A 25592-nucleotide genomic window follows, 5' to 3' on the forward strand; every position below is an offset into this window, starting at 1 on the left:
GGTGCGGCGGCCGGCCTACTTGGACAGCAGCCGCATCGCCTCCTCCAGCCCCTTGACGGTCAGCGGGAACATCCGCTGGTTCATCAGCTGCTGGATGATGGAAATGCTCTGGCGGTACTGCCACACGCCCTGCGGCTCGGGGTTGATCCAGGCGAACTTGGGGAAGGCCTCGGTCAGGCGCTGGATCCAGGCCGCGCCCGGCTCCTCGTTGTTGTATTCGACGCTGCCGCCCGGCTGCAGGATCTCGTAGGGGCTCATGGTCGCATCGCCCACGAAGACGAGCTTGTAGTCGCGGTTGTACTTGCGGATGATGTCCCGCGTCGGGAACTTCTCCGCGAAGCGGCGCTTGTTGTTCTTCCACATGAAGTCGTAGACGCAGTTGTGGAAGTAGTAGAACTCCAGGTGCTTGAACTCGGCCTTCGCCGCCGAGAACATCTCCTCGACACGGTGGATGTGTTCGTCCATCGTGCCGCCCACGTCCATCAGCAGCAGCACCTTCACGTTGTTGTGCCGCTCCGGCACCAGCTTGATGTCGAGCCAGCCGGCGTTGGCGGCGGTGGAGCGGATCGTGTCGTCCAGGTCCAGTTCCTCGGCCGCGCCCTCGCGGGCGAACTTGCGCAGGCGGCGCAGGGCCACCTTGATGTTGCGCGTGCCCAGCTCCTGGGAGTCGTCGTAGTCCTTGTAGGCGCGCTGGTCCCAGACCTTCACCGCGCTGCGGTTGCGCCCCTTGTCCTGGCCGATGCGGATGCCCTGCGGGTTGTAGCCGAAGGCGCCGAAGGGCGAGGTGCCGCCAGTGCCGATCATGCGGTTGCCGCCCTCGTGCCGGTGCTTCTGCTCCTCGAAACGCTTCTTCAGCGTCTCCATGAGCTCGTCCCACCCCATCTTCTCGATCTTCGCCTTCTCCTCGGGGGAGAGGTCCAGCTCCAGGTTCTTGCGCAGCCACTCCAGCGGCACGTCCTGGGTGAAGTCGGCGATCAGCTCCACGCCCTTGAAGTAGGCGCTGAAGGCGCGGTCGAACTTGTCGTAGTGCTTCTCGTCCTTCACCAGCGTGGTGCGGGCCAGGTGGTAGAAGTCGTCGATGGACCAGCGGTCCTGGCTGGCGGGGCCGACCACGCCGGCCTGCAGCGCCTCCAGCAGGGTGAGGAATTCCTTCACCGAGACCGGGAGCTTCACGCTGCGCAGGGTGTAGAAGAAGTCGATCAGCATGGGGCGGCCTCCCCGTGGCGCGCCAGCAGGTGGTGCAGGTGGGCCTTCACCTCGGGCCACTCGCCGGCGCTGAGGCTGTACATCACGGTGTCGCGCACCGTGCCGTCGCGGCGCGGCGCGTGGTGGCGCAGCACGCCGTCCTTCCTCGCGCCCAGGCGCTCGATGGCGCGCTGGCTGGCGAAGTTGTAGTTGTCGGTGCGCCAGCCCACCAGCTTCGCGCCCAGCGCCTCGAAGGCGTGCGTGAGCAGCAGCAGCTTGGCGGTGGTGTTCACATGGGTGCGCTGCACGCTGCGGGCGTACCAGGTGTAGCCGATCTCCAGCCGCCCGATGGCGGGCACGATGTCGTGGTAGCGGGTGGTGCCGACGATGCGCCCGCCTGCGGCCTCGCGCACCACGAAGGGCAGCATGTGGCCGGCGGCCTGGCCGGCCAGCGCGGTGGCCACGTAGGCCGGGGCCTCGCCGGGCCCGGGCACCGAGGTGACGCGGATCTTCCACAGCTCGCCGTCGCGCGCCGCGGCCTCGAGGTCCGCCGCGTGGGCGGGCTGCAGCGGCTCCAGCCGCAGGCGCGGCGCCTCGAGCACGAGCGGCGCCGGGGCCTTCATGACGGGTCTTTCCTCCCGCGTGCCCGGCGCCAGCGACGCGCCAGGTGCAGGCCGATGCCGCCGCCCAGGCCCACCAGGGCGATGCCGGTCACGGACACCGCGTCATAGCCCTGGGCCAGCGGGTCGACGCCGAGCAGCATCGCGACCCAGTAGCCCGCCAGGGCGCCACCCACGAATCCGACCGCGTCGGACAGGCCTTCGACCAGCAGGGGATGCATGGCGCAGCTCCTTTCAGCGGTTGTTGCGCTGCATGAACACCAGCTTCTCGAACAGGGTCACATCCTGCTCGTTCTTCAGCAGCGCGCCCACCAGCGGCGGCACGGCCACCTTGTCGTCCTGGCTTTGCAGGGCCTCCAGCGGGATGTCCTCGGCGACCAGCAGCTTGAGCCAGTCCAGCAGCTCGGAGGTGCTGGGCTTCTTCTTGAGGCCGGGGAGGTTGCGCACCTCGTAGAAGGTCTTCATCGCGGAGGACAGCAGCTCCTGCTTCAGCCCGGGGAAGTGCACGCCGACGATCTGCCGCATGGTGTCGGCGTCGGGGAACTTGATGTAGTGGAAGAAGCAGCGGCGCAGGAAGGCGTCAGGCAGCTCCTTCTCGTTGTTGGAGGTGATGAACACCAGCGGCCGGTGCTTGGCCTTGACCAGCTCGCGGGTCTCGTAGCACCAGAACTCCATGCGATCGAGCTCGCGCAGCAGGTCGTTGGGGAATTCGATGTCGGCCTTGTCGATCTCGTCGATCAGGAGGGCGACCGGCTGGTCCGAGGTGAAGGCCTGCCAGAGCACGCCCTTGACGATGTAGTTCTGGATGTCCTTGACGCGCGCCTCGCCGAGCTGGGAGTCGCGCAGGCGACTCACCGCGTCGTACTCGTAGAGTCCCTGCTGGGCCTTGGTGGTGGACTTGATGTGCCACTGCAGCAGCGGCATGTCCAGGGCCTGGGCGACCTCCTCGGCCAGCATCGTCTTGCCGGTGCCAGGCTCGCCCTTGACCAGCAGCGGGCGCTTGAGGGTGATCGCGGCGTTGACCGCGAGCATCAGGTCCTGGGTGGCGACGTAGTTCTGGGAGCCTTGGAACTTCATGGCGTAAGTACGGAACGGGCGGCCTGGGCCGCGCCATATAATCGCGGGTTGTTTCGACGATTGTCTTCGCAAAATGACCAAGTTGCTCCGCTCGTTGCTCGCCCTGGCTGTCGCTTCCGTGACCAGCATCGCGTCCGCCCAGGCGCCCGCTTCCGCCCCCGCGGCCGGTGGCGCGAAGACCATCGAATCCAAGGTGGCCATGTGCATCGGCTGCCATGCGATCCCTGGCTACCAGTCCAGCTTCCCTGAAGTGCACCGCGTGCCGATGATCTCGGGCCAGAACGCCAAGTACATCGTCGCCGCGCTCAACGCCTACAAGAACGGCGAGCGCAAGCACCCCACCATGCGCGGCATCGCCGCCGGCCTGTCCGAGCAGGACATGGCCGAGATCGGTGCCTACTACGAGAAGCAGGCCAAGCCCGCGGTGGCCGAGAAGCCCTCCAAGGAGCCGAACGCCCAGGTCGCCGCCCTGCTGCAGAAGGCCGCCTGCGCCTCCTGCCACGGCGCCAACTTCTCCAAGCCGATCGATCCCAGCTACCCGAAGATCGCCGGCCAGCACAGCGACTACCTGTTCGTCGCCCTGAAGTCCTACAAGGGCGAGCCGAACAACGTCGTGGGCCGCACCAACGGCGTCATGGCCGGCATCGCCAAGCAGTTCACCAACGCCGAACTCAAGGCCCTGTCCTCCTACATCGGCTCGCTCGAGGGCGAGATGCAGGTCCAGCCGCAGAGCCGCTTCCGCTGAAGCGCCCCGGCTCCCAGGAAAAAGCCCCGCAGTGCGGGGCTTTTTTGTTTCCGTGGGGCTGGGGGGAGGGGGGAGTCCGATGACACACCCTAGCGCTGGGTCGCTCGCCGCTGCACGCAGTCGATGTAGGCCTGCCCGTCCGGCGGCCGGCCGGCGCGCTGGCTTTCCCAGAGCATCTGGCCCAGGCAGTCCATGGCCTCGTGGTGGGCGTCGTGCAGCGAGTCTCGGCGCGCGGCGAGCAGCTCCACGGCCTGGCGGATGCCGCGGGGCTGGTCGATCGAGCACTGCTCGCTGATCGACAGGTGCATGGACAGGTGCAGGAAGGGATTGGTGCGGCCGTCGCCGCCGTCGTAGGTGCGCTGGACCGCGGCGTCGGCATCGGCGAGGTCGTTGGCGTACTCGGGGTGCTCGGCGAGCCACTGGCTGGCCAGGGTCTCGAGGGCGTCCATGGGCTGGCCGGCCCGGGCCTTGGCGTGCACGCCGCAGAAGAAGCGGCGCACGTCTTCCTGGGAGGGATTGAACATGCGCGGGAGGGTAGCATGCGCCCTGGCCCATGATCACCGACCCCTTCTTCTTCCTCGTCGCGATCCCCGCGACCCTCCTCCTGGGCATCAGCAAGAGCGGCTTCGGCGCCGGCTTCGGCTCGCTGGCCGTGCCGATGATGGCGCTGGCCGTGCCGGTGCCCCAGGCCGCCGCCATCTTCATGCCGCTGCTGCTGGTGATGGACCTCCTCGGCCTGCACGCCTACCGGGGCCACTACGACTGGCGCCTGCTGCGCTTCATGCTGCCCTGGGGGCTGGGAGGCATCACGGTCGGCGCGGTCCTGTTCAAGTACCTGGACTCGCACCTGGTCTCCGGCATCGTGGGCGTGTGCACGCTGGCCTTCCTCGCCCAGCGCCTGCTGTTCCCGCCGCGCGCGGACAGCGTGGCGCCGCCGCGCTGGGCCGGCATCCTCCTCACGGCCACCTCGGGCTTCACCAGCTTCGTGGCCCATGCCGGCGGCCCCCCGATCAACGCCTACGTGATCCCGATGCGCCTGCAGCCGGTGGTGTTCACCGCGACCATGGCCGTCTTCTTCTTCGTGATGAACCTGAGCAAGTGGGTGCCCTATGCTTGGCTCGGGCTGCTGGACACCCGCAACATGCTCACCTCGCTGGCGCTGCTGCCGCTGGCGCCCCTGGGCGTGTGGATCGGCGTGCGCATCGCGCACCGCATCGACCCGGTGCTGTTCTACCGCCTGATCTACCTCGGCATGGCGCTGACCGGCGCCAAGCTGGTGTGGGACGGGTTCCTGGCCTGACCGGCCCGGCCCGGCGCGCGCAGCGCCCGGCCCTCGTCCGCAGGCCTCAGGCCGCGGTGAACGCGCGCAGGGCGTCGGCGAGCCCCGGCGCCAGCGCGATCGCGTTGGTGGCGTGGGCGATGCTGTCGCAGGTGGCCACGCGGGCGATGCCCGACGCCAGCATGCGCGCGTGGGCCGCCTCGTCGAACAGCGCATGCACGCCCACGCACACCGGCGCCGCCAGGCCCGCCTCGCGCAGCGCCTGCGCCGCGGCCATCAGGGTGTGGCCGGTGGAGATGATGTCGTCCACCAGCACCGGCGTGCGGCCGGCGGCGCCGGCGGGCGGCTGCAGCACCACGCTGACGTCACGGTCGCCTCGGCGGGTCTTCGTCATCACCAGGTGCGGGGCGCCGGCCAGGCGCGCGACCTCGGCCACCCACTGCGCGCTTTCCTCGTCGGGGCCGACCAGCAGCGGCCGCGCCACCTGCTCGCGCAGCCAGGCTGCGATCGCGGGGGCAGCCGGCACCACCTGCGAGCGCAGGGTGTAGATCTGGTCCAGGCTGTGCCATCGGTGCAGGTGCGGGTCCACCGTGACGAGGAAGTCCAGCGAGGCCGACAGCATCCGCGCGAAGCTGCGCGAGGTGATGGCGTCGCCCGGATGGAAGCGGTGGTCCTGGCGCATGTAGGCCAGGTAGGGCGCGACCAGGCCCACACGGGTGGCGCCCAGCTCGCGCGCGGCGTCGGCCGCGAACAGCAGGCCCAGGGCCTTGTCGTCGGGATGGTCCAGCGTGCAGGCCAGCACCACCGCGCGGCCCGCCACCGGCGGCTCGAGGCGCACCAGGGTCTCGCCGTCGGGGAAGCGGTGCACATGCAGCGGCGCGTGCTCGCAGGCCAGCGCCTGCGCCAGGCCGGCGGCCAGGGCCTCGTTGCCCGGCAGGCTCAGGATCAGGGGCGGGGGGACGGACTCAGGCATCCTCGGTCACATGCACGGTGGTGGGCTGGGACTCGGCGTAGTCCGCCGCATAGGCCAGGGCGCCGGGCGAGCCGGCGTGCAGCGTGAACAGCGGCTCGCCGCGCTCGACGAAGTCGCCCACGTGGACCAGCAGGTCGATGCCGGCGCAGGGCACCTTGGGCGCGCCGGCCAGCTTGGCGATGCGGGCCAGGCGGCGGTTGTCGATGCCCACCACGCGCCCGCTGCGCAGGGCCACGATGTCCTTGCGCAGCGGCGCCAGCACGGGCTCGCGCAGGCCGCCCTGGGCCTCGCAGATCTCCTGGAACTTGCTCCAGGCGCGGCCGTCGGCCAGCACCTGCCGCGCCAGCGCGGGGCCGTGGCCCGGCGCGGCGGCGCCGCCGAACTCCAGCACCTGGCCGGCCAGGAACAGCGCGCGGTGCGCCAGGTCCGACGGCGCCTCGGGCTGCCGCTGCAGCACGGCCAGCACGTCGCGCGCCTCCAGCGCCGGGCCGATGCCGCGGCCCACCGGGGCGAGGCCGTCGGTCTCGACCACGCGCACATGCAGGCCGACCTCCTCGCCGACCTGCCGCAGCTGGTCGCCCAGGATGCGCGCCGCCTCGGCGCTGCGCACCTTGGCGGTCGGGCCCACCGGAATGTCGATCAGCACGTGGGTGGAGCCGGCCGCGGCCTTCTTGGACAGCACCGAGGCCACCAGCTGGCCCTGGCTGTCCAGGTCCAGCGGTCGCTCGACGCGAATCAGCACGTCGTCCGCGGGCGACAGCCGCACCGACCCGCCCCAGACCACGCAGCCGCCGGTGCGCTCGACGACGCGGCGCATGGCCGGCACGTCCAGGTCCACCGGCGCGAGCATCTCCATGGTGTCGGCGGTGCCGGCGGGCGAGGTGATCGCGCGTGACGACGTCTTGGGCATGCGCAGGCCGCAGGCGGTGACGATGGGCACGATGAGCATGGTGGTCCGGTTGCCCGGCAGGCCGCCCACGCAGTGCTTGTCCATCACCAGGCCCTCGCCCCAGTCGAGCCGGTCGCCCACGTTGATCATGGCGCGGGTGAGGGCCACCGTCTCGCCCATGTCCAGGCGCTCGCCGGCGCAGGCGGTGACGAAGGCGGCCAGCTGCAGGTCGGAGTAGCGGCCGGCGGCGACGTCGCGGATCACGGACTCGATCGCCGAGTCGGTCAGGCGCCGGCCGTAGACCTTGGCGCGCACATGGCCCAGCGACTCCAGCGGCGGCGGGTGGCGCACCGCGACCTCGTCGCCCTCGCGCGCCCCGAGCAGCCGCCAGGCCGCCTCGGACAGGCCGGCCTCGCCGGGCGAGACCAGGTCGCTCTCGACCACGTTGAGGGTCGCCACGATGGCGTGGCCGTTCAGGCGCAGCTCCACGCGGGACTGCGCCTCGAAGCCCTCCGACAGGCAGACGGGGCAGTCGCGGTGCGTGTACAGCACCGGCTCCTGGTAGGTGTCGATGCCCATGCGGCGCAGGCGCAGCCGGTGGGGGGCGGGTGAGGTCTCGGTCATGCGGGATGGAGCGCGTTCGATGCCTGACTGTAGGCCAGATCGGGGAGGCGGACGCTTGACGCACCGCAACGGGCCCCGGGCGCGGCCCGCTAGACTGCCCCGGCGCCCACCAAGGAAAGTTGCATGAGCATCCGCCACCTCGAGGCCCTGTTCCAGCCCCGCGCCGTCGCCGTGATCGGCGCCTCCGACCGACCCGGCAGCGTCGGCGCCGTCGTGCTTCGCAATGTGCTGCAGGGCGGCTTCGCCGGACCGGTGTGGCCGGTCAATGCGCGGCACGACCGCGTGGGCGGCGTGCGCGCCTGGCGCGATGTCGACGACCTGCCCGGCGTGCCCGACCTCGCCGTGATCTGCACGCCCGCGCCCACCGTGCCGGGCCTCATCGCGCAGCTGGGGCGGCGCGGCACGCGCGCCGCGGTGGTCCTGAGCGCCGGCCTCAAGCATGCGGCCGAGGCCGGCGGGCCGACCCTGGAGCAGGCCATGCTCGACGCGGCGCGCCCCCACCTGCTTCGCATCCTCGGCCCCAACTGCATCGGCCTGCTGGTGCCCGGCGCGGGGCTGAACGCCAGCTTCGCGCCCTCGCAGGCGCAGGCCGGATCGATCGCCTTCGTCACGCAGTCCGGCGCGCTGGCCACGGCCATGCTGGACTGGGCCTCGCCGCGCGGCATCGGCTTCTCGCACTTCATCTCGCTGGGCGACAGCGCCGACGTCGACTTCGGCGACGTGCTCGACTACCTGGCCACCGACCCGCACACCCAGTCGATCCTGATGTACGTGGAGTCGGTCAAGCACGCGCGCAAGTTCATGTCCGCCGCGCGCGCGGCGGCGCGCAACAAGCCGGTGCTGGTGGTCAAGTCCGGCCGCGTGCCCGACGGCGCCAAGGCCGCCGCCTCGCACACCGGCGCCCTGGCCGGCAGCGACGCGGTGTTCGAGGCCGCGGTGCACCGCGCCGGCATGCTGCGGGTGGACACGCTGGAGGCGCTGTTCGACGCCGCCGAGACGCTGGCGCACCGGCGCCCGCTGCGCGGCGAGCGCCTGGCCATCGTCACCAACGGCGGCGGCTGCGGCGTGCTCGCCACCGACGCCCTGGTGCTGGGCGGCGGCGCGCTGGCAACGCTGTCCGACGCCACCGTCGCCGCGCTCGACGCCTGCCTGCCCGGCACCTGGTCGCGCGGCAACCCGGTGGACATCATCGGCGACGCGCCGACGCAGCGTTACGAGGACGCCCTGCGCATCCTGCTCAACGCGCCCGAGGCCGACGGCGTGCTGTTCATGCACGCGCCCACCGCCCTGGTGCCGGCGCCCGACATCGCGGTGGCCACGCTGCCCCTGCTGCGCGAGGCGCGCAAGCCGGTGCTGGCGGGCTGGATCGGCGGGCAGGTGGTCGAGCCGGCCCGGGCGCTGTATGCGGCCGGCGGCATCCCCTGCTACGGCACGCCCGAGCGCGCCACCGCCGCCTGGCTGCAGCAGGTGCGGCACGCGCGCAGCCAGCGGCTGCTCACGCAGCTGTGCCCCGCGCAATCCTCCGCGGCGTGCCCCGACCGCGAGCGCGCCGCAGCCCTGCTCGAGGCCGCCCGCGCCGAGGGGCGGCGCTGGCTCGACGCGGTGGAGGCCAGCGAGGTGCTGGCGGCCTACGGCATCCCGGTCACGCCCACCCGCGCCGCGCGTGACGAGGACGAGGCCGCCGCGCTGGCCGGGCAGGTCGGCTTCCCGGTGGCGCTGAAGATCCGCTCGCCGCAGGTGCTGCACAAGTCGGACGTGGGCGGCGTGGTGCTGGGGCTGCGCAGCCCGCAGGAGGTGTTCGAGGCGGCGCGCGCGATGCGCCAGCGTGTGCTGGCGCTGCTGCCGCAGGCGCGCATCGACGGCTTCACGGTGCAGGCGATGGTGGAACGCCCGCTGGCGCGCGAGCTGATCGTGGGCGTCGCCGCCGACGCGGTGTTCGGGCCGGTGCTCCTGTGCGGCGCCGGCGGGGTGGAGGTGGAGCTGCGCGCGCAGCATGCAGTGGCCCTGCCGCCGCTGAACGCGAACCTGGCGCAGGAGCTGCTGGCGCGCACCGGCCTGGAGCCGCTGCTGGCGGCGCACCGGGGCCGCGCCGCCAGCGACCGCGAGGGCGTGCTGCGCACGCTGCTCCAGGTCTCGCAGCTGGCCTGCGACCATCCGGCGCTGGCCGAACTCGACATCAATCCGCTGCTGGTGGACGCCCAGGGCGTGCTGGCGGTGGACGCCCGCATCCGCGTGCACCTTCCCGGCGAGCCGGTGGCGCCCCTGGCGATCACCCCCTACCCGCAGCATCTCGAGGACACGCTGCGGCTCGACGGCGCCGCGCTGCGGGTGCGGCCGATCCGCCCCGAGGACGGCGAACGCCTGCGCGATTTCTACGCCGAGGCCTCGCCGGGCGACATGCGCCTGCGCTTCTTCACCGCGCGGCGCGAGGTGCCGGCCTCCGAGCTGGCGCGCTTCTCGCAGATCGACTACGACCGCGAGATGACCTTCATCGCCCTGGCCGAGGGCCCGCAGGGCGGGCGCATGGTGGCCGAGGTGCGCGCGGTGTGCGACCCGGACAACCGGCAGGCCGAGTTCGCGATCCAGGTCGCGGGCGACTGGCAGGGCCGGGGCCTGGGCCGGGCGCTGCTCGCGCGGATGGTGGACTACCTGCGGGCGCGGGGCACCGGCGAGCTGGTGGGGCAGTGCCAGGGCGACAACGCGCGCATGGCGCGGCTGGCGATGGCGCTGGGGTTCGAGGTGGGCAACGGCCCGGCCGACGGGCTCACCGACCTGCGGCTGGACCTGCGCGCGGTCCGCGGATAGGGAGCGACCCGGTCGCGGCGACGGGCGCCGCCGGCCTGCTGCCGAGGGGGCGAGGCGGCCGGCTTCAGGCCGCCTGCGGCTGCATCTCGAGTTGCGCGCGCAGCGCCCCCAGCAGCAGGTGCAGCTGCTTTTCCAGCCGCGTGAGCACCGGCTTCCACTCCGTCTCCGGCGCGTCGTCGCGCAGGCAGCGCTCCAGTGACTGGGCCTCGGCCCACACCCGCAGGGCGCCGACCGTGGCGGCCAGGCTGCGGGCGGTGTGGACCTCGCGGCAGGCGAGCTCCCGGTCGCCGGCGTCGAGCGCCGCGCGCACCAGGCCGGGCACGCGCTCCTGGCTGTCCGCATAGCGTTGCAGCATCTCCCGGTACAGGGCGGTGTTCCCCAGCAGGCGCTGCACTGCGCCGGCCACGTCGAGGCCGGGAATGCCCTGGGGCAGGGCGTCGAGGTGGGGCGTCAGCGGCGGCAGCGGCTCCTCGGCCGCCTGGGCCTGGCGCGCGGGGCGCCAGCGCTCCAGGGTGTCGGCGAGGCGGCGCGCGTCGACCGGCTTGGGCACCAGGTCGTTGAGGCCGGCCTGCGCGTACACGCGCTGGTCGGCGGCCGAGGCCTGGGAGGTCATGGCGATCACGGGCAGCTTGTCCAGGCCCGCGTGGCGCAGCGCGCGGGTGGCCCTGACGCCGTCCATGACCGGCATCTGGATGTCCATGAACACGAGGTCGTAGGCCGTGCGGGTGGCGGCGGCCAGCGCCTGCAGGCCGTCGGGCGCGAGGTCCACGTGCGCGCCGAGCTGCTCGAGCAGCCGGCGGCTCACCACCTGGTGGATCGGGTCGTCCTCGACGAGCAGCACGTTCAGGGGTCGGGGAGCGGTCATGGCGGTGGCGGGTGTCATGGCAGTCTGCATGACACCATGCCGCCGGGCCGCCCCTTTAGGGCATTTGCCTAGCGTTTGTCATCGGATTCCCGGGGCGGGCGGCGGGGCGTCCGCGGCCGGCACGCCGCCGGCGAAGCCGTGCTGTCGCCAGGCCTCGAACACCGTCACCGCCACCGCGTTCGACAGGTTCAGGCTGCGCTGGCCCTCGCGCATCGGCAGCTTCAGCCGCTGCGCCGGCGCGAACGACTCGCGCAGCGCCGGCGCCAGCCCGCGCGATTCGGAGCCGAACACCAGCCAGTCGCCGGGCTGGAAGGCCACGTCGTGCACCTGCCGGGTGCCGCGGGTGGTGAGGGCGAACATCCGCTGCGGGTCGGGCTGCATGGCCGCCAGGAAGGCGGCCCAGTCGGCATGGCGGCGCACGTCGGCCCACTCGTGGTAGTCGAGGCCGGCCCGCAGCAGGAGCTTGTCGTCCATGGAGAAGCCCAGGGGCTCCACCAGGTGCAGGGCGCAGCCGGTGTTGGCGGACAGCCGGATCACGTTGCCCGTGTTGGGCGGGATCTCGGGCTCGACGAGGACGATGTTGAACATGGCGGGAAGGCAGGAAAGCGGAAAGGCGGGAGGCGGAAGGCGGAAGGCCGTGGGGGTCAGAGGTCGTCGGTGCGGGCCAGCACCAGGGCGCTCACGCGGCCAGCGCCGGCCTGGCGCAGGGCCGCGGCGGCCGCGGCCAGCGAGGCGCCGGAGGTCATCACGTCGTCCACCAGCAGCAGGTGGCGGCCGGCGAGCGACGCGGCGCGCCCCGGCTCGACCGCGAAGGCCCGGGCCATGTTGCGCCGGCGCGCCTCGCGGTCCAGGGTGGCCTGCGGCGGGGTCTCGCGCACGCGCAGCAGGCTGCGCGCGTCGAGGCGGCCCGGCGGGGCCAGCCGGCGGGCCAGTTCCAGGGCCTGGTTGTAGCCGCGCTCGGCCAGGCGCGCCGGCGCCAGTGGCATCGGCAGCAGGCGGTCGGCCGCGCGCAGCAGGGCGCGGGCGCCGGGGGCTTCGCGCAGCATCGCGGCGAAGGCCGCGGCCCAGCCCGGCTCGCCGCGGAACTTGAAGCGCGCGACCAGCCCGTCCCAGGGGTAGGCATAGGGCAGGGCCGCGACGCAGCCATCGAGGGCGGCGGGCGCGCCCAGGCAGGCGCCGCACGCGGCCACGCCGGCCGCCACGGGCAGCGCGCAGCGCCCGCAACGCGGCACGGGCGCGGCGAAGCGCAGCGCGCAGGCGCCGCACACCGGCTGCGCGGGCCAGCTTCGGCACACCTCGCAGCGCGCCGGCACGGCCTGCGCCAATCCCTGGATCCAGGCTCGGAACATGGCGCTCAATATACTGGCGCGCCCTGCATGCCCGCCCCTGACGTGTCCGAACGCCCGCCCACCCTCGACCCCGTCGCCGCCGCGCGCTGGGAACGTCGCGCCCCGGCGCAATCGCCCTGGCTGCACGAAGAGGTGGCCCGGCGCATGGAGGAGCGGCTCGAGTGGATCCGGCTGCAGCCGTCCGCCTGGGTGCACTGGGGGCCGGTGCGCGGCGGGCTGCAGGCCCACGCCCTGCTGGCCAGGCGGTATCCGCAGGCCCGCTGCGTCGCGGTCGAGCCCGGTCCGGCGCAGGCCTCGGCGGCCGCGCGCGCGCTGGCTCCGCCGTGGTGGAAGCGCCTGGGCGGCTCGCGCCTGCAGGTGGCCGACCGCCCCGCCGACGGCGAGGCGCAGATGCTGTGGGCCAACATGGCCCTGCACCTGTCGGCCGACCCGATGGGCCTGATCGGCCGCTGGCACCGTGCCCTGGCGGTGGACGGCTTCCTGATGTTCTCGGCCTTCGGGCCCGACACCCTGCGCGAGCTGCGCGCCCTGTACGCCCGCCTGGGCTGGCCGCCGGCCGGCCCCGAGTTCACCGACATGCACGACTGGGGCGACATGCTGGTGCATGCCGGCTTCGCCGAGCCGGTGATGGACATGGAGCGCATCACCCTGACCTGGGCCTCGCCCGCGGCCCTGCTGGCCGAACTGCGCGAGCTCGGCGCCAACCTGCACCCCGGGCGCTTCCCCGGCCTGCGGGGGCGGGCCTGGCGCCAGCGCCTGGAGGCGGCCCTGGCCGAGGGCCTGGCCGGCCCCGACGGCCGCCTGGCCCTGACCTTCGAGGTCATTTATGGCCACGCGGTGAAGCCGGCGCCCCGCGTGCGGCTGGACGCGCAGAGCGCCGTGTCCCTGAAGGACATGCGGATGTTGCTCGGAGTCGACAGGAAGGGCTCCTGACTTTCCCTGATTTGTTGTACGGGTGCTCCCGCATGAGGACGAATTGCTGTAGGTCAACCGGGGTGTCCCTGCTTGCGGGCAGGATGTGCGCATCCGGTGCGCTCTGGAGGGATGTGCGTGCGCGCTACAATCCCGCGCTGATCTTGTGAGCGACCATCGTTCATGCCGGTGTTTCGTTTTGCCACGGTCCGGGGTCCCTGCATCGAGTGGGCCCTGCGACGCAACTGCTCGGTGACACCCGCCCAACTGGGCTGGGTCTACGCCTCGCTGTGCGTCCTGTCCCTGGGCATCGCGTTCATGTTCTGGCTGCAAGGCGCCACCCTGATCCTGCCGCTGGCCTGGTTGGAGCTGGCGGCCGTGGGGGTGGCACTGCTGGTCTATGCGCGTCACGCCACCGATGGCGAGCGCATCCGACTGCAGGGGCCGAACCTGGTGGTCGAGCTGGAGACTGCGGGCCGCCTCGAGCGCGCCGAATTCCATCGCGACTGGGTTCGCGTGGAGCCGCAGTCGGACCAGCGCTCGCTGATCGAGGTTTCGGGCCGGGGCCGGTCGGTGCAGGTGGGGCGCTTCGTGCGCCCCGAGTTGCGCCCGGCGCTGGCCCAGGAGATCAGAATGGCCTTGCGCGCGCCTGCCTGAGGGCGCGCGAGGCCGGCCGGATTGTCATTGAGGTAGATACGAAGTGAAAACGATGAAGAGCATTACCCAGAAGGCGGCAGCGATGCTGATCGCCGCGGGCGCCGCTTCCGGCGCCCTGGCGGTCGACGACCTGCCGGGCGGTCCGGCCGTCCGCCAACTGAATCTCCACACCGCTGCCACGCGCATCGCCTCGGAGCAGGCCTGGCTCCACTGGTTCATGCTGATCACCTGCGTGGTGATCTTCATCGCCGTCTTCGCGGTCATGTTCTATTCGGTGTTCAAGCACCGCCGCTCGCAGGGCGCCAAGCCCGCCAGCTTCCACGAGTCCGTGACCGTGGAAGTGATCTGGACCATCATCCCCTTCGTCATCGTGATCCTGATGGCCCTGCCGGCGACCAAGGTCCTGGTGGCCGCCAAGGACACCTCCAACGCCGACCTGACCATCAAGGCCACCGGCTACCAGTGGAAGTGGGGCTACGACTACCTCAACGGCGAAGGCGCCGGCATCTCCTTCCTCTCGGCCCTGGACACCGCCCAGCGCGAACTGTCCGACTCCGGCAAGGTCGCCGGCGCGCCGAACGACTACCTGCTCAAGGTCGACAACCCCCTGGTCGTCCCCGTGGGCAAGAAGGTCCGCATCATCACCACCGCCAATGACGTGATCCACGCCTGGGGCGTGCCGGCCTTCGGCGTCAAGCAGGATGCCATCCCGGGCTTCGTGCGCGACACCTGGTTCCGCGCCGAGAAGACCGGCGACTTCTACGGCCACTGCTACGAGCTGTGCGGCAAGGAGCACGCCTACATGCCGATCCACGTGAAGGTGCTGTCCGACAAGGACTACGCCGCCTGGGTCGTCGCCGAGCAGAAGAAGATGGCCGCCAAGGCCGATGACCCGAACAAGGTCTGGGAACTGCCGGCCCTGTCCGCCCGTGGCGAGAAGGTCTACGCCGCCAACTGTGCCGCCTGCCACCAGGCCAACGGCAAGGGCGCCGGCCCGATCAAGGCCCTCGACGGCTCGACCATCGTGCTGGACGCCGACAAGAACAAGCAGATCACCGCGCTGCTCAAGGGTATCGGCCAGGGCATGCCGGCCTGGAAGCAGCTGTCGGACACCGACATCGCCGCCGTCATCACCTACACCAAGAACAGCTGGTCCAACAAGACCGGCCAAGTGGTGCAGCCCGCCGACGTGCTGGCCCAGCGCAGCAAGTAATTCATAGAGGTATCCAAGATGAGTGCTGTACTCGACCACCACGCGCACGGTCATGACGACCACGCGCACGACCACCCGCACGGCTGGCGTCGCTGGGTCTACGCGACCAACCACAAGGACATCGGTACCCTGTACCTGCTGTTCTCGTTCTTCATGCTGATGTTCGGCGGCGTGCTCGCCCTGGGCATCCGTGCCGAGCTGTTCCAGCCCGGCCTGCAGGTCGTGAACCCCGAGCTGTTCAACCAGCTCACCACCATGCACGGCCTGATCATGGTGTTCGGCGCGATCATGCCGGCCTTCGTGGGCTTCGCGAACTGGATGATCCCGCTGCAGATCGGCGCCTCCGACATGGCGTTCGCCCGCATGAACAACTTCAGCTTCTGGCTGATGATTCCCGCGGGTATCCTGCTGGCCGCCTCGTTCTTCGTGCCCGGTGGCGCCCCCGCCGCCGGCTGGACGCTGTACGCGCCGCTGACCCTGCAGATGGGCCCCTCCATGGACATGGGCATCTTCGCGATGCACATCCTGGGCGCCTCGTCGATCATGGGCTCGATCAACATCATCGTGACCATCCTGAACATGCGCGCCCCCGGCATGACGCTGTTCAAGATGCCGATGTTCTGCTGGACCTGGCTGATCACCGCCTACCTGCTGATCGCCGTGATGCCCGTGCTGGCCGGCGCGATCACCATGACGCTGACCGACCGCCACCTGGGCACCAGCTTCTTCAACCCCGCCGCCGGCGGTGACCCGGTCATGTACCAGCACATCTTCTGGTTCTTCGGTCACCCCGAGGTGTACATCATGATCCTGCCGGCCTTCGGCATCATCAGCCAGGTCGTGCCCGCCTTCGCGCGCAAGAAGCTGTTCGGCTACGCCTCCATGGTGTACGCCACCTCGTCGATCGCCATCCTGTCGTTCATCGTGTGGGCCCACCACATGTTCACGACCGGCATGCCCGTGACCGGCCAGCTGTTCTTCATGTACGCCACGATGCTGATCGCCGTGCCGACCGCCGTGAAGATCTTCAACTGGATCGCCACCATGTGGCAGGGCTCGATGACCTTCGAGACCCCGATGCTGTTCGCTGTGGGCTTCATCTTCGTGTTCACGATGGGCGGTTTCACCGGCCTGATCCTGGCCATGGCCCCGATCGACCTGCTGCTGCAGGACACCTACTACGTCGTGGCCCACTTCCACTACGTGCTGGTGGCCGGCTCGCTGTACGCCCTGTTCGCCGGCTTCTACTACTGGGCCCCCAAGTGGACCGGCGTGATGTACAACGAGACCCGCGGCAAGATCCACTTCTGGTGGTCGCTGATCTCCTTCAACGTCACCTTCTTCCCGATGCACTTCCTGGGCCTGGCCGGCATGCCCCGCCGCTACGCCGACTACCCGATGCAGTTCGCGGACTTCAACGCCGTGGCCTCCGTGGGTGCCTTCTTCTTCGGCTTCGCCCAGGTGTACTTCTTCTTCTTCGTGGTCCTGCCGGTGATGCAGGGCAAGGGCAAGCCCGCCCCGCAGCGTCCGTGGAACGACGCCGACGGCAAGGGCGCCGAGGGCCTGGAGTGGGAAGTGCCGTCGCCGGCTCCCTTCCACACCTTCGAGAACCCGCCCAAGCTGGACGCCACCGCCACCAAGGTGATCGGCTGATCGCCGGGGCCTGACCTGAACGCCATGGAGACGACCGTGTCCGCCAACCGCGACGACAGCAAGAAAGCCAACCTGCGCATGGCGCTGATCCTGGCCTCGATCGCCGCGGCGTTCTTCGTCGGCTTCATGGTCAAGATGTTCCTGCTGGGACGCTGAGAGAACGCTGGAAGCACCGTGAGCAGCGCGCGCGAAAACGTCCGCATGGTGGGCAAGCTGGCCGTCGTGGCGGTCGGCATGTTCGCCTTCGGCTACGCGCTCGTGCCGATCTACAAGCACGTGTGCGAGGCGCTGGGCATCAACATCCTCGCCATCGGCGAGCGCCAGGTGCCCGGCGTGTCCAAGGCGCCGGCGAACACCCAGGTCGACACCAGCCGCACCATCACCGTCGAGTTCGACGCCAACGTGCGCGGCCCCTGGCAGTTCAAGCCGGCCCAGCGCTCGGTGCAGGTGCACCCGGGCGAGCTGACCACCGTGATGTACGAGTTCCAGAATGTCCAGGACCGCCGCATGGCGGCCCAGGCGATCCCGAGCTATGCGCCCAAGCAGGCGGCAGCGCACTTCAACAAGCTGGAGTGCTTCTGCTTCAACCAGTACACGCTGGAGCCGGGCGAGAAGAAGCAGTGGCCGGTGGCCTTCGTCATCGACCCCAAGCTGTCGAAGGACGTGACCACCATCACGCTCTCGTACACCTTCTTCGAGGTCGGCGCCAAGACGCCCGCCGCCCCGACGGCCGCCCTGGGCTCGCAGGAGCCGCGCTCGTGAGCGACGCCGAGGCCATGAACACGCCCGCGCACCAACGCAAAGGCTCGATGCTCCAGTCCGCCAAGGCCGTCGCCTGGGCGTTCCTGGGCATCCGCAAGAACAGCGATTACCAGCAGGACATGGGCAGGCTCAACCCGTTCCACGTCATCGCGGTGGCCCTGGTGGCCGTCGCCGTGTTCGTGGGCGGCCTGATCGGCCTGGTCCACTGGGTCGTGAAGTGATTCGACAGATTCGACAGATACAAGAGTTTCGGAAACCAGGAGTAGAAGACATGAGTTCCAGCGCACCCGGCACGACGCCGTACTACTACGTGCCCCAGCCGTCGCGCCATCCGGCGTTCGCCGCCTTCGGCCTGTTCTTCGTCATCCTGGGCGCGGGCCAGTGGATCAACGGCGTCGAGTGGGGCAAGTGGTCCCTGTTCTTCGGCCTGGCCTGGTTCGCCGTGATCCTGTTCCAGTGGTTCCGCGACGCCATCGGCGAGAGCGAGCACGGCCAGTACAGCCGCAAGATCGACATCTCCTACCGCTGGAGCATGAGCTGGTTCATCTTCTCCGAGGTGATGTTCTTCGGCGCCTTCTTCACCGCCCTGTGGTGGATGCGCTCGCACTCGGTGCCCGCCCTGGGCGGCCTCGAGAACAGCCTGGTGTGGCCCGACTTCAAGGCCGTCTGGCCCAGCGTCGCCCCCGGCGTGACCGCCTCGCCGGCCGGCATCGTCGAGCCGTTCCAGACCATGACCCCGTTCTGGCTGCCGACGATCAACACCGCGCTGCTGCTGTCCTCCGGCGTCACCCTGACCATCGCGCACCACGCGCTGCAGGTGGGCAACCGCTCCAAGACCATCACCTGGATGTGGGCCACCGTCATCCTGGGCATCGTCTTCCTGTTCGTGCAGGGCTACGAGTACGCCCATGCCTACGCCGACCTGAACCTCAAGCTCACGTCCGGTGCCTACGGCTCCACCTTCTTCCTGCTGACCGGTTTCCACGGCTTCCACGTGTTCGTCGGCATGCTGATGCTGCTGTTCATCACCCTGCGCCTGCAGAAGGGCCACTTCACCGCCGAGCGCCACTTCGGCTTCGAAGGCGCCGCCTGGTACTGGCACTTCGTGGACGTGGTGTGGCTGGGCCTGTACATCCTCGTCTACTGGATGTAATCGGCGACGGTTCCGCCAACGCCAACCATGCCAAGGGCCGCATTCGCGGCCCTTGTGCATTGGCGGGAGCGGCGGCTCAGGCGCCGGCGGGGATGCCCGTGGGTCGGATGTAGCCGAATTTCCAGGCCAGCAGGATGCAGACGAACAGCAGGATGGAAAAGCCCACACGGAACGCCAGGGCGCGGGCCATGTGCCGGCCCTTGGCCTGGCCTTCCTCGCCCTCGCGACCGCGCATCATGAAGTACAGGGCGCTGCCCAGGCTGCCGAGGATGGCCACGAAGGCCGCGATGACGAGGAAGACTTTCATGGAGGCGATTATCCGGTGCCCGATCTGAAGACCCTGCGCTTCTGGCTGGTGGCCCTGGCCGCGGCCGCCGGCCTGGCCGCCACCTTCTCGCTCGGCCTGTGGCAGTGGGGCCGCGCGCAGCAGAAGCTGGCGCTGCAGGCCGCCACCGAATCGCGGCAGGCGCTGCCGCCGCTGGAGCCCGGCGTGCTGCTGTCGCAGGACGGCTCGGCCGACCTGCTGCATCGCGCCGTGACGCTGCGCGGACAGTGGCTCGCGCAGCACACCGTCTACCTGGACAACCGCCAGATGCAGGGCCGGCCCGGCTTCTACGTGGTCACCCCGCTGCGCCTGGCCGGCAGCGAGGCGGTGGTGCTGGTCCAGCGGGGCTGGGCCCCGCGCAACTTCGTCGACCGCGCCCGGCTGCCGCCGGTGGACACGCCGGGCGGCGAGGTCACGCTCACCGGCCGCATCGCCCCGGCGCCGGCGAGGCTGTACGAGTTCGACGGCGCGGCCGCCGGCCCCATCCGGCAAAATCTCGACCTGGCCGCGTTCCGCGCAGAAACCGGCCTGCCCCTGGTGGGCGGGTCCGTGCAGCAGACCGGCGCTCCTTCCGAGGGCCTGCTGCGTGACTGGCCGGTGCCGGCCAGCGGCGCCGACAAGAACTACGGCTACGCCTTCCAGTGGTGGGGGCTGTGCAGCCTCATCCTCGTCCTCTATGTCTGGTTCCAATTCATCGCTCCCCGACGCCGACGCCGGCACTGACGCCGGCCACGCCCGCCAAGGCCTCCTCGACGAGCCGCTGCAGATGTCCGTGCACTCCCTGCCCGTTCCGGGCGAGGCCGCGCAGGACGACGCGCGCCGCACCCGCTCGGGCCGCTGGAAGATGCTGGCGGTGCTGGCGGTGTGCGCCGCGCCCGTCATCGCCTCGTACTTCACCTACTACGTGATCCGCCCGGAGGGCCGCCGCAACTTCGGCGAGCTGGTCGAGCCGCAGCGCCCGCTGCCCGCGCTCACCGCGATCACGCTGGACGGCGCGCCGGTGCCGCTGCCGTCGCTGAAGGGCCAGTGGCTGCTGGTCAGCGTCTCCAGCGGCCAGTGCGGCCCGGCCTGCGAGAACCACCTGTACCTGCAGCGCCAGCTGCGCGAGATCCTGGGCAAGGACAAGGACCGCCTGGACCGCGTCTGGCTCATCGACGACATGGCGCCCGTGCCCGAGGCGCTCAAGCCCGGGCTGCGCGAGTCCACGGTGCTGCGCGTGGACGGCCAGCAGCTGCGCCAGTGGCTGGCGCCCGCGCCGGGCCAGGCGCTGGCCGACCACCTCTACGTGGTCGACCCCATGGGCAACTGGATGATGCGCTTCCCCGCGGGCATGGACCGCGAGGCGGCCGCCAAGGCCAAGCGGGACCTGGAGCGCCTGATGCGCGCCTCCGCGGGCTGGGACGAGGCGGGGCGCAAGTGAGCGAGGCCGGCGTTCCCCTGTACGACCTCACCCCGGTCGTGCGCGTGATGCTCCTGGGCATCGCGATCGCCCTCGGGCCGCTGGCCTGGGTGTGGCTGCGAAACCGCAAGAAGCCGCTGGCGCGGCGCCTCGCGGCGCTCACGGCGCTGACCCTCTTCCTCACCTTCGACCTGGTGCTGTTCGGCGCCTTCACCCGCCTGACCGACTCCGGCCTGGGCTGTCCCGACTGGCCCGGCTGCTACGGCGAGTTCACCCCGCTGGGCGCGCACAAGGAGATCAGCCAGGCCCAGGCGGCCATGCCCACCGGCCCGGTCACGCACACCAAGGCCTGGATCGAGATGATCCACCGCTACCTGGCCACCGGCGTGGGTGTCCTGATCCTCACGCTGGCCGTCGCCAGCTGGCTGCGCCGGCGCGAGCTGCCGGTCCATCCGGGCTGGCCGCTGCTCACGCTGGCCTGGGTCTGCGTGCAGGGCGCCTTCGGCGCGCTCACGGTGACCCTGAAGCTGCAGCCGGCCATCGTCACCCTGCACCTGCTCGGGGGCCTGCTGCTGCTGGCGCTGCTGTGCCGGCAGGCCATGGGCTATGCACAGGCCCATGGCAGCCTCGCGCCGCGCCCGGTCACGCCGGGCCTGCGCGGCGGGCTGGTCGCCGGCCTGGTCCTGCTGTGGCTGCAGGTCGCCCTGGGCGGCTGGGTCAGCACCAACTACGCGGTGCTCGCCTGCGCCGAGTTCCCCCGCTGCCAGGGCAGCTGGTGGCCGCCGATGGACTTCGCCCAGGGCTTCGAGCTGTGGCGCCCGCTGGGCCTGACCGCCGCCGGCGAGCACATCACCTTCGCAGCGCTCACCGCCATCCACTACGCCCACCGGCTCATGGCCTATGCGCTGCTCGCGGTCCTCGTGGTGCTGGGCCTGCGGCTCATGCGCGTGGGGCTCGCCCGGCAGGGCCGCGTGCTGCTGGCGCTGGCCGGCTGGCAATTCCTCACCGGCCTGAGCAACGTCGTGATGGACTGGCCGCTCGTGGCCGCCGTCAGCCACACCGGGGGCGCCGCCGCCCTGGTGGTGGCCTTCACCTGGACCCTGGCCTCGTGCCGGGCCCGAGACAACCAACGCGCGCCTTCCGCGCTCGCCGCGCAGGGAGCGCGCCCATGAATCGTCTGTCCCAGTTCTACGCGCTCACCAAGCCCCGCGTCGTCCAGCTGATCGTCTTCTGCGCCGTCATCGGCATGGTGCTGGCCGTGCCCGGCGTGCCGACCTGGGAGGCGGTGGAGCGCGGCGCCATCGCCTCGGTGGGCATCTGGCTGGTCGCCGGCGCCGCCGCGGCCTTCAACTGCCTGGTCGAGAAGAGCATCGATGCCAAGATGAAGCGCACCGCCTGGCGCCCGACCGCCAAGGGCGAGCTGTCCGACACGCAGACCCTGGTGTTCGCCACCGTGCTGTGCGCGCTGGGCTCCTGGCTGCTGTGGGTCGCGGTGAACCCGCTGACCATGTGGCTGACCTTCGCCACCTTCGTCGGCTACGCCATCGTCTACACGGTGATCCTCAAGCCCCTGACCCCGCAGAACATCGTGATCGGCGGCGCCTCGGGCGCGATGCCGCCGGTGCTGGGCTGGGCCGCGATGACGGGCGAGGTCAGCCCGCAGGCGCTGATCCTGTTCCTGATCATCTTCCTGTGGACGCCCCCGCACTTCTGGGCCCTGGCCCTGTACCGCGTGGAGGACTACCGCAAGTCCGGCCTGCCGATGCTGCCGGTCACGCACGGGAACGAATTCACCCGGCTGCAGATCCTGCTCTACACCTTCGTGCTGTTCGCGGCCTGCCTGCTGCCCTTCGCGGCGGGCATGAGCGGCTGGCTGTACCTGGTGGCCGCCGTCGTGCTGAGCGCCGGTTTCTGCTGGTACGGCTGGCGCCTGTGGCGCGCCTACTCCGACGCGCTGGCCCGCAAGACCTTCCGCTTTTCCCTGATCCACCTGAGCGCGCTGTTCGCGGCGCTGCTCGTCGACCACTACATCGCCTGACCCGCCTGAAGCCATGAACCGCCGCTTCGCCCTGGCCTCGCTGGCCGCCGCCGCCTTCCTGTCCGCCTGCGGCCAGTCGAAGCCGCCCTTCCACTCGGTGGACGTCACCGGCGCCGACTACGCCAAGGACTTCGCCCTCACCGACCACGACGGCCAGCCGCGCACCCTGCAGGACTTCCGCGGCAAGCTGGTGGTGCTGTTCTTCGGCTACACGCAGTGCCCGGACGTCTGCCCCACGACGCTGACCGACCTGGCCGAGGTCAAGCGCCAGCTCGGCCCGGACGGCGACAAGCTGCAGGGCCTGTTCGTCACCGTGGACCCCGAGCGCGACACCCCCGAGGTGCTCAAGGCCTACATGGCCAACTTCGACCCCGCCTTCCTCGCCCTGCGCGGCACGCCGGCCCAGCTCGAGGAAGTGGCCAAGGACTTCAAGGTCTACTACAAGAAGGTCGAGGGCAAGGCGCCGGGCGCCTACACCATGGACCACTCGGCGGCCCACCTGGTGTACGACACCCAGGGGCGCCTGCGGCTGTACGTGCGCCCGGGCACCGGGCCCAAGGTGCTGGCCGAGGACCTGAAGCTGCTGCTCAAGTCCTGAGCCGAAGCCGAAGCCGGAGCCGGAGCCGGAGCCGGAGCCTGGCCCTGCGCCGGGCCCCGGGCCGGCTCACTCCGCCTTGATGCCCCGCATCGCGATCACGCCGCCGAGCAGCGCGGTGTCGGTCTTGATGCGGTTGGCCAGGCCCTCGGACGAGGTGCCGGCCACCTGCCAGCCCTGCTGGAACAGCTTCTGGCGCACGTCGGCCGATCGGGTGATCTCGCTGATCAGGGCCGACAGTCGCGCGATGACCGGGCGCGGCATCGAGGACGGCGCGGCCACGCCGTTCCACACCTCGAGCTGCAGGCCGCGCGTGATGCCCTGCTCGTCGAGGCTGGGGAATTCGGGCACCAGCGAGCTGCGGCCGGTGGAGGTCACCCCGATGGCGCGCAGCCGGCCCGAGCGGATGTGCGGCAGGGCCAGGCCCGGCGGCAGCAGCGCGAGCTGGAGCTGGCCGCTGATCATCGCGGTGATGACCTGCGGGTTGCCGGGGTAGGGCACATGCACCGGCGCGATGCCGGTGCGCGACTTCAGCAGCTCCATGCCGATGTGGGACACCGTGCCCACGCCCGGCGAGCCGTAGCTCCACTTGTTGCCGGCGTTGCGCGCGGCCAGGAAGAACTCGGTGCCGCTGGCGCCCGGCGCGCCGGCCGGCGCGGTGAGCAGCAGGGGGGCGGTACCGATCAGGCTGATCGGCGCGAAATCCTTGAGCGGGTCGTAGGGCACCGCCGGGTTGAGCAGCTTGGCGATGGTCATGTTGCCGTTGATCATCAGGCCCAGCGTGTGGCCGTCGGTGGCCTTGGCCACCGCGTCCGCGGCGATGTTGCCGCCGGCGCCGACGCGGTTCTCCACCACCACCGGCTGGCCCAGGGCCTTGGACAGCGGCTCGGCCAGGGTGCGCGCGGTGAGGTCGGGCGAGGACCCGGCGGGGAAGCCCACGATCAGGTGCACCGGGCGGCTCGGCCAGGACGGGGTCGCCGCCGCGGACGCTGCCGGGCGGGCGCTGCGGGGCGCGGCCGGCTGTGCGAGCACGGGGCCGCCGGCGGCGGCGAGGGACAGCGCCAGCCACTGGCGGCGGGACAGGTCGGGGCGGTTCATGGGCAGATCTCCTTGGGAAGATGCTAACGCGCGAAGGCGCGTCAGAAATTGATGGCGCGGATGGCGCGGCGCGGGTCGGCGCGCATGGCGTCGCAGGCCTCGTCCATCCACTTCAGGCAGCGGCGCGCGTCGAGCTCGTGGTCGGGCAGCAGCGCCACGGCGACGTGGAACTTCAGCGTGGTGGCGCGCGGCAGGGCCCGCGCCTCCTGCAGGCCCTGGGCCACCACCTGCTGCGCCCGGGCCAGGGCCGCAGGGCCGGTGGTGGGGCCTTCGATCAGCAGGGCGAAGTCGCGCTCGCCGGTGCGGGCCGCCACGTCGATGTCGGCTGCGGCGCGCCGCAGGATGGAGGCGGCCACCACCAGCGCGCGGTTGGCGGCCTCGCGGCCGAGCTCCTCGACCAGCGCCTCGTGGTTGGACAGCCGCACGCCCAGCACCGCGCAGGCATGGTGCAGGTTGCGGGCGCGCGCGAGGGCGTCGTCCAGGCGGCTGACCAGGGTACCGCGGTCCTGCAGGCCGGTCAGGGCGTCGGTGTGGTGCAGCTCGGCGGCGCGCTGCCCGGTGTGGCGGCGGCGCGCGGCGCGGCGGCTCAGGGCGTAGTACAGCACCGGCATCTGCATCGCCGTGCCGACGCCCAGGCCCCAGTGGCCCGGGCCGACGTCCCGCCCCACCCAGCCCATTTCCTGCGCGAGCGAGAGGGCGGCCATCCCGGCCCCGGGCAGGAAGCCCACGGCGATCCAGCCGGTGGCGGCGTCGCGTCCCTTGCGCCAGGCCAGCACGATCAGCCCGGCGCCCACCAGCAGGGCGCCGGCGACCAGGTGGTTCACCAGCGCCTGGCTGGCCGCCGTATCGACGAAGGCGTGCATCGCCACGGCGGAGAGCAGCGCCGCCAGGAAGCTCCAGCAGGCCAGGTTCAGGGCCCGCGAGAAGCGCGCCGGCTCGGTGACCACCTTCACCAGCCAGAGGCCGGCGGCGGCGGCCGTCCCGGGGCTGATGCGGTGGGCCAGCGCGTCCCAGTCGGGCTCGCCAGGCCAGAGGTGGCGGCTGGCGACGCCCAGCGACACCGCCTGGGCCAGCCCCAGCAGCAGCAGGTAGGCGGCGAAGGCGGCGAAGTTGCGGTCACGCTCGGCGACCGCATGGCCGGCCGAGGCCGCGACCAGCAGGCCGATCATGCCGAAGTAGGCCCCGGCGGCGAGGTCTCCCGAGGTGGGCGCGACGGCCGCGGCCTGGGCCCAGGCGGTGGCCGCGGGCGCCACGCCGAGTACCAAGGTGTACGGAATGCGTCGGATGGTTTTCACCCGGCCGATTGTTTCCCAACGGACGCGCATGAAAAAGCCCGGCATGCCGGGCTTCGGGGGCTTGTGGGGCCGACGCGACGC

The 25592-nt window shown here is 71.3% G+C and carries 29 protein-coding genes; 16 read left to right on the top strand and 13 right to left on the bottom strand.

Annotated features, from left to right (window positions below; genetic code table 11):
* Positions 1-15 precede the first annotated feature (15 nt).
* From ACFQZY_RS15920 to ACFQZY_RS15935, 4 genes are read right to left on the bottom strand one after another with little or no spacing between them, the layout of a single operon-like run.
* A complete protein-coding gene (locus ACFQZY_RS15920; protein ID WP_377417599.1) occupies positions 16-1206 on the bottom strand; it encodes a VWA domain-containing protein in 1191 nt (396 codons plus the stop codon).
* Positions 1200-1808 carry a GNAT family N-acetyltransferase gene (locus ACFQZY_RS15925; RefSeq protein ID WP_377417601.1) on the bottom strand — a complete coding sequence of 203 codons (609 nt, stop codon included), beginning with the start codon at positions 1806-1808 and terminating at the stop codon, positions 1200-1202. The genes ACFQZY_RS15920 and ACFQZY_RS15925 overlap by 7 nt, the downstream gene beginning before the upstream one ends.
* Positions 1805-2026 (bottom strand): hypothetical protein, encoded by a 222-nt coding sequence (locus tag ACFQZY_RS15930; RefSeq protein WP_377417603.1) that lies wholly within the window; start codon positions 2024-2026, stop codon positions 1805-1807. The genes ACFQZY_RS15925 and ACFQZY_RS15930 overlap by 4 nt, the downstream gene beginning before the upstream one ends.
* A 13-nt stretch (positions 2027-2039) precedes the next feature.
* Complete coding sequence (locus tag ACFQZY_RS15935) at positions 2040-2882, bottom strand: AAA family ATPase (RefSeq protein WP_377417605.1); 843 nt, start codon at positions 2880-2882, stop codon at positions 2040-2042.
* 73 nt (positions 2883-2955) lie between these two features.
* On the opposite strand from ACFQZY_RS15935, the gene ACFQZY_RS15940 reads away from it, so the two are divergent.
* A complete protein-coding gene (locus ACFQZY_RS15940; protein ID WP_377417607.1) occupies positions 2956-3627 on the top strand; it encodes a c-type cytochrome in 672 nt (223 codons plus the stop codon).
* A gap of 89 nt (positions 3628-3716) precedes the next feature.
* On the opposite strand, the gene ACFQZY_RS15945 is transcribed toward ACFQZY_RS15940, so the two are convergent.
* The gene (locus ACFQZY_RS15945; RefSeq protein ID WP_377417609.1) at positions 3717-4151 is read right to left on the bottom strand and encodes a DUF1841 family protein; all 435 of its coding nucleotides are present in this window, start codon (positions 4149-4151) and stop codon (positions 3717-3719) included.
* A gap of 29 nt (positions 4152-4180) precedes the next feature.
* On the opposite strand from ACFQZY_RS15945, the gene ACFQZY_RS15950 reads away from it, so the two are divergent.
* Positions 4181-4927 (top strand): sulfite exporter TauE/SafE family protein, encoded by a 747-nt coding sequence (locus ACFQZY_RS15950; RefSeq protein ID WP_377417611.1) that lies wholly within the window; start codon positions 4181-4183, stop codon positions 4925-4927.
* A 46-nt stretch (positions 4928-4973) separates the two neighbouring features.
* Here ACFQZY_RS15950 and ACFQZY_RS15955 read toward each other — a convergent pair whose 3' ends face one another.
* Together ACFQZY_RS15955 and ACFQZY_RS15960 are read right to left on the bottom strand one after the other, a co-directional pair.
* Positions 4974-5879 carry a ribose-phosphate pyrophosphokinase gene (locus ACFQZY_RS15955; protein ID WP_377417613.1) on the bottom strand — a complete coding sequence of 302 codons (906 nt, stop codon included), beginning with the start codon at positions 5877-5879 and terminating at the stop codon, positions 4974-4976.
* Positions 5872-7392, bottom strand: a complete 1521-nt coding sequence (locus ACFQZY_RS15960; protein WP_377417615.1) for a thymidine phosphorylase family protein — start codon at positions 7390-7392, stop codon at positions 5872-5874. The genes ACFQZY_RS15955 and ACFQZY_RS15960 overlap by 8 nt, the downstream gene beginning before the upstream one ends.
* A 123-nt stretch (positions 7393-7515) precedes the next feature.
* Here ACFQZY_RS15960 and ACFQZY_RS15965 point away from each other — a divergent pair, with 123 nt between their 5' ends.
* Positions 7516-10197 carry a GNAT family N-acetyltransferase gene (locus ACFQZY_RS15965; RefSeq protein WP_377417617.1) on the top strand — a complete coding sequence of 894 codons (2682 nt, stop codon included), beginning with the start codon at positions 7516-7518 and terminating at the stop codon, positions 10195-10197.
* Between the two features lie 64 nt (positions 10198-10261).
* On the opposite strand, the gene ACFQZY_RS15970 is transcribed toward ACFQZY_RS15965, so the two are convergent.
* The 3 genes from ACFQZY_RS15970 to ACFQZY_RS15980 form a co-directional block, all read right to left on the bottom strand.
* On the bottom strand, positions 10262-11062 hold the full coding sequence (locus tag ACFQZY_RS15970; RefSeq protein ID WP_377417619.1) for a response regulator: 801 nt from the start codon (positions 11060-11062) through the stop codon (positions 10262-10264).
* 78 nt (positions 11063-11140) lie between these two features.
* The gene (locus tag ACFQZY_RS15975) at positions 11141-11650 is read right to left on the bottom strand and encodes a tRNA (cytidine(34)-2'-O)-methyltransferase (RefSeq protein ID WP_377417621.1); all 510 of its coding nucleotides are present in this window, start codon (positions 11648-11650) and stop codon (positions 11141-11143) included.
* A gap of 56 nt (positions 11651-11706) precedes the next feature.
* Entirely contained in the window at positions 11707-12411 is a 705-nt protein-coding gene (locus ACFQZY_RS15980; protein WP_377417623.1) for a ComF family protein, read from the bottom strand.
* Between the two features lie 27 nt (positions 12412-12438).
* Between ACFQZY_RS15980 and ACFQZY_RS15985 the strand changes: the two genes are divergently transcribed.
* From ACFQZY_RS15985 to ACFQZY_RS16020, 8 genes are all read left to right on the top strand, one after another.
* Positions 12439-13344: a biotin synthase gene (locus ACFQZY_RS15985; RefSeq protein ID WP_377417625.1), complete on the top strand. Its 906-nt coding sequence runs from the start codon at positions 12439-12441 to the stop codon at positions 13342-13344.
* Positions 13345-13506: 162 nt separating this feature from the next.
* Positions 13507-13980, top strand: a complete 474-nt coding sequence (locus ACFQZY_RS15990; protein WP_377417627.1) for a DUF2244 domain-containing protein — start codon at positions 13507-13509, stop codon at positions 13978-13980.
* A gap of 52 nt (positions 13981-14032) precedes the next feature.
* Positions 14033-15193, top strand: a complete 1161-nt coding sequence (gene coxB / locus ACFQZY_RS15995) for a cytochrome c oxidase subunit II (protein ID WP_377417629.1) — start codon at positions 14033-14035, stop codon at positions 15191-15193.
* An 18-nt stretch (positions 15194-15211) separates the two neighbouring features.
* Entirely contained in the window at positions 15212-16846 is a 1635-nt protein-coding gene (gene ctaD, locus ACFQZY_RS16000; RefSeq protein ID WP_377417631.1) for a cytochrome c oxidase subunit I, read from the top strand.
* Between the two features lie 24 nt (positions 16847-16870).
* Complete coding sequence (locus ACFQZY_RS16005) at positions 16871-17002, top strand: cytochrome oxidase small assembly protein (protein WP_377417633.1); 132 nt, start codon at positions 16871-16873, stop codon at positions 17000-17002.
* Positions 17003-17020: 18 nt separating this feature from the next.
* Positions 17021-17608 carry a cytochrome c oxidase assembly protein gene (locus ACFQZY_RS16010; protein ID WP_377417635.1) on the top strand — a complete coding sequence of 196 codons (588 nt, stop codon included), beginning with the start codon at positions 17021-17023 and terminating at the stop codon, positions 17606-17608.
* A gap of 14 nt (positions 17609-17622) precedes the next feature.
* The gene (locus ACFQZY_RS16015) at positions 17623-17829 is read left to right on the top strand and encodes a DUF2970 domain-containing protein (protein ID WP_377417854.1); all 207 of its coding nucleotides are present in this window, start codon (positions 17623-17625) and stop codon (positions 17827-17829) included.
* 50 nt (positions 17830-17879) lie between these two features.
* The gene (locus ACFQZY_RS16020) at positions 17880-18761 is read left to right on the top strand and encodes a cytochrome c oxidase subunit 3 (RefSeq protein WP_377417637.1); all 882 of its coding nucleotides are present in this window, start codon (positions 17880-17882) and stop codon (positions 18759-18761) included.
* A gap of 76 nt (positions 18762-18837) precedes the next feature.
* On the opposite strand, the gene ACFQZY_RS16025 is transcribed toward ACFQZY_RS16020, so the two are convergent.
* Positions 18838-19068, bottom strand: a complete 231-nt coding sequence (locus tag ACFQZY_RS16025) for a twin transmembrane helix small protein (RefSeq protein ID WP_377417639.1) — start codon at positions 19066-19068, stop codon at positions 18838-18840.
* Positions 19069-19083: 15 nt separating this feature from the next.
* Between ACFQZY_RS16025 and ACFQZY_RS16030 the strand changes: the two genes are divergently transcribed.
* The 5 genes from ACFQZY_RS16030 to ACFQZY_RS16050 are packed head-to-tail and all read left to right on the top strand — an operon-like array spanning position 19084 to position 23121.
* A complete protein-coding gene (locus ACFQZY_RS16030; protein ID WP_377417641.1) occupies positions 19084-19809 on the top strand; it encodes an SURF1 family protein in 726 nt (241 codons plus the stop codon).
* Positions 19763-20506 carry an SCO family protein gene (locus ACFQZY_RS16035; protein WP_377417643.1) on the top strand — a complete coding sequence of 248 codons (744 nt, stop codon included), beginning with the start codon at positions 19763-19765 and terminating at the stop codon, positions 20504-20506. Before ACFQZY_RS16030 ends, ACFQZY_RS16035 begins: the two co-directional genes overlap by 47 nt.
* A 47-nt stretch (positions 20507-20553) precedes the next feature.
* Positions 20554-21657, top strand: a complete 1104-nt coding sequence (locus ACFQZY_RS16040) for a heme A synthase (RefSeq protein ID WP_377417856.1) — start codon at positions 20554-20556, stop codon at positions 21655-21657.
* The gene (gene cyoE / locus ACFQZY_RS16045) at positions 21654-22523 is read left to right on the top strand and encodes a heme o synthase (RefSeq protein ID WP_377417645.1); all 870 of its coding nucleotides are present in this window, start codon (positions 21654-21656) and stop codon (positions 22521-22523) included. Before ACFQZY_RS16040 ends, cyoE begins: the two co-directional genes overlap by 4 nt.
* Before the next feature lie 13 nt (positions 22524-22536).
* Entirely contained in the window at positions 22537-23121 is a 585-nt protein-coding gene (locus ACFQZY_RS16050; RefSeq protein ID WP_377417647.1) for an SCO family protein, read from the top strand.
* Positions 23122-23187: 66 nt separating this feature from the next.
* On the opposite strand, the gene ACFQZY_RS16055 is transcribed toward ACFQZY_RS16050, so the two are convergent.
* Entirely contained in the window at positions 23188-24216 is a 1029-nt protein-coding gene (locus ACFQZY_RS16055; RefSeq protein WP_377417649.1) for a Bug family tripartite tricarboxylate transporter substrate binding protein, read from the bottom strand.
* A gap of 41 nt (positions 24217-24257) precedes the next feature.
* A complete protein-coding gene (locus ACFQZY_RS16060; RefSeq protein ID WP_377417651.1) occupies positions 24258-25511 on the bottom strand; it encodes a 7TM diverse intracellular signaling domain-containing protein in 1254 nt (417 codons plus the stop codon).
* Between the last annotated feature and the right edge of the window lie 81 nt (positions 25512-25592).

The organism is Ramlibacter sp. GCM10027632 (genome assembly GCF_042675325.1).
In the GTDB taxonomy this organism is placed as follows: Bacteria; Pseudomonadota; Gammaproteobacteria; order Burkholderiales; family Burkholderiaceae_C; genus Ramlibacter.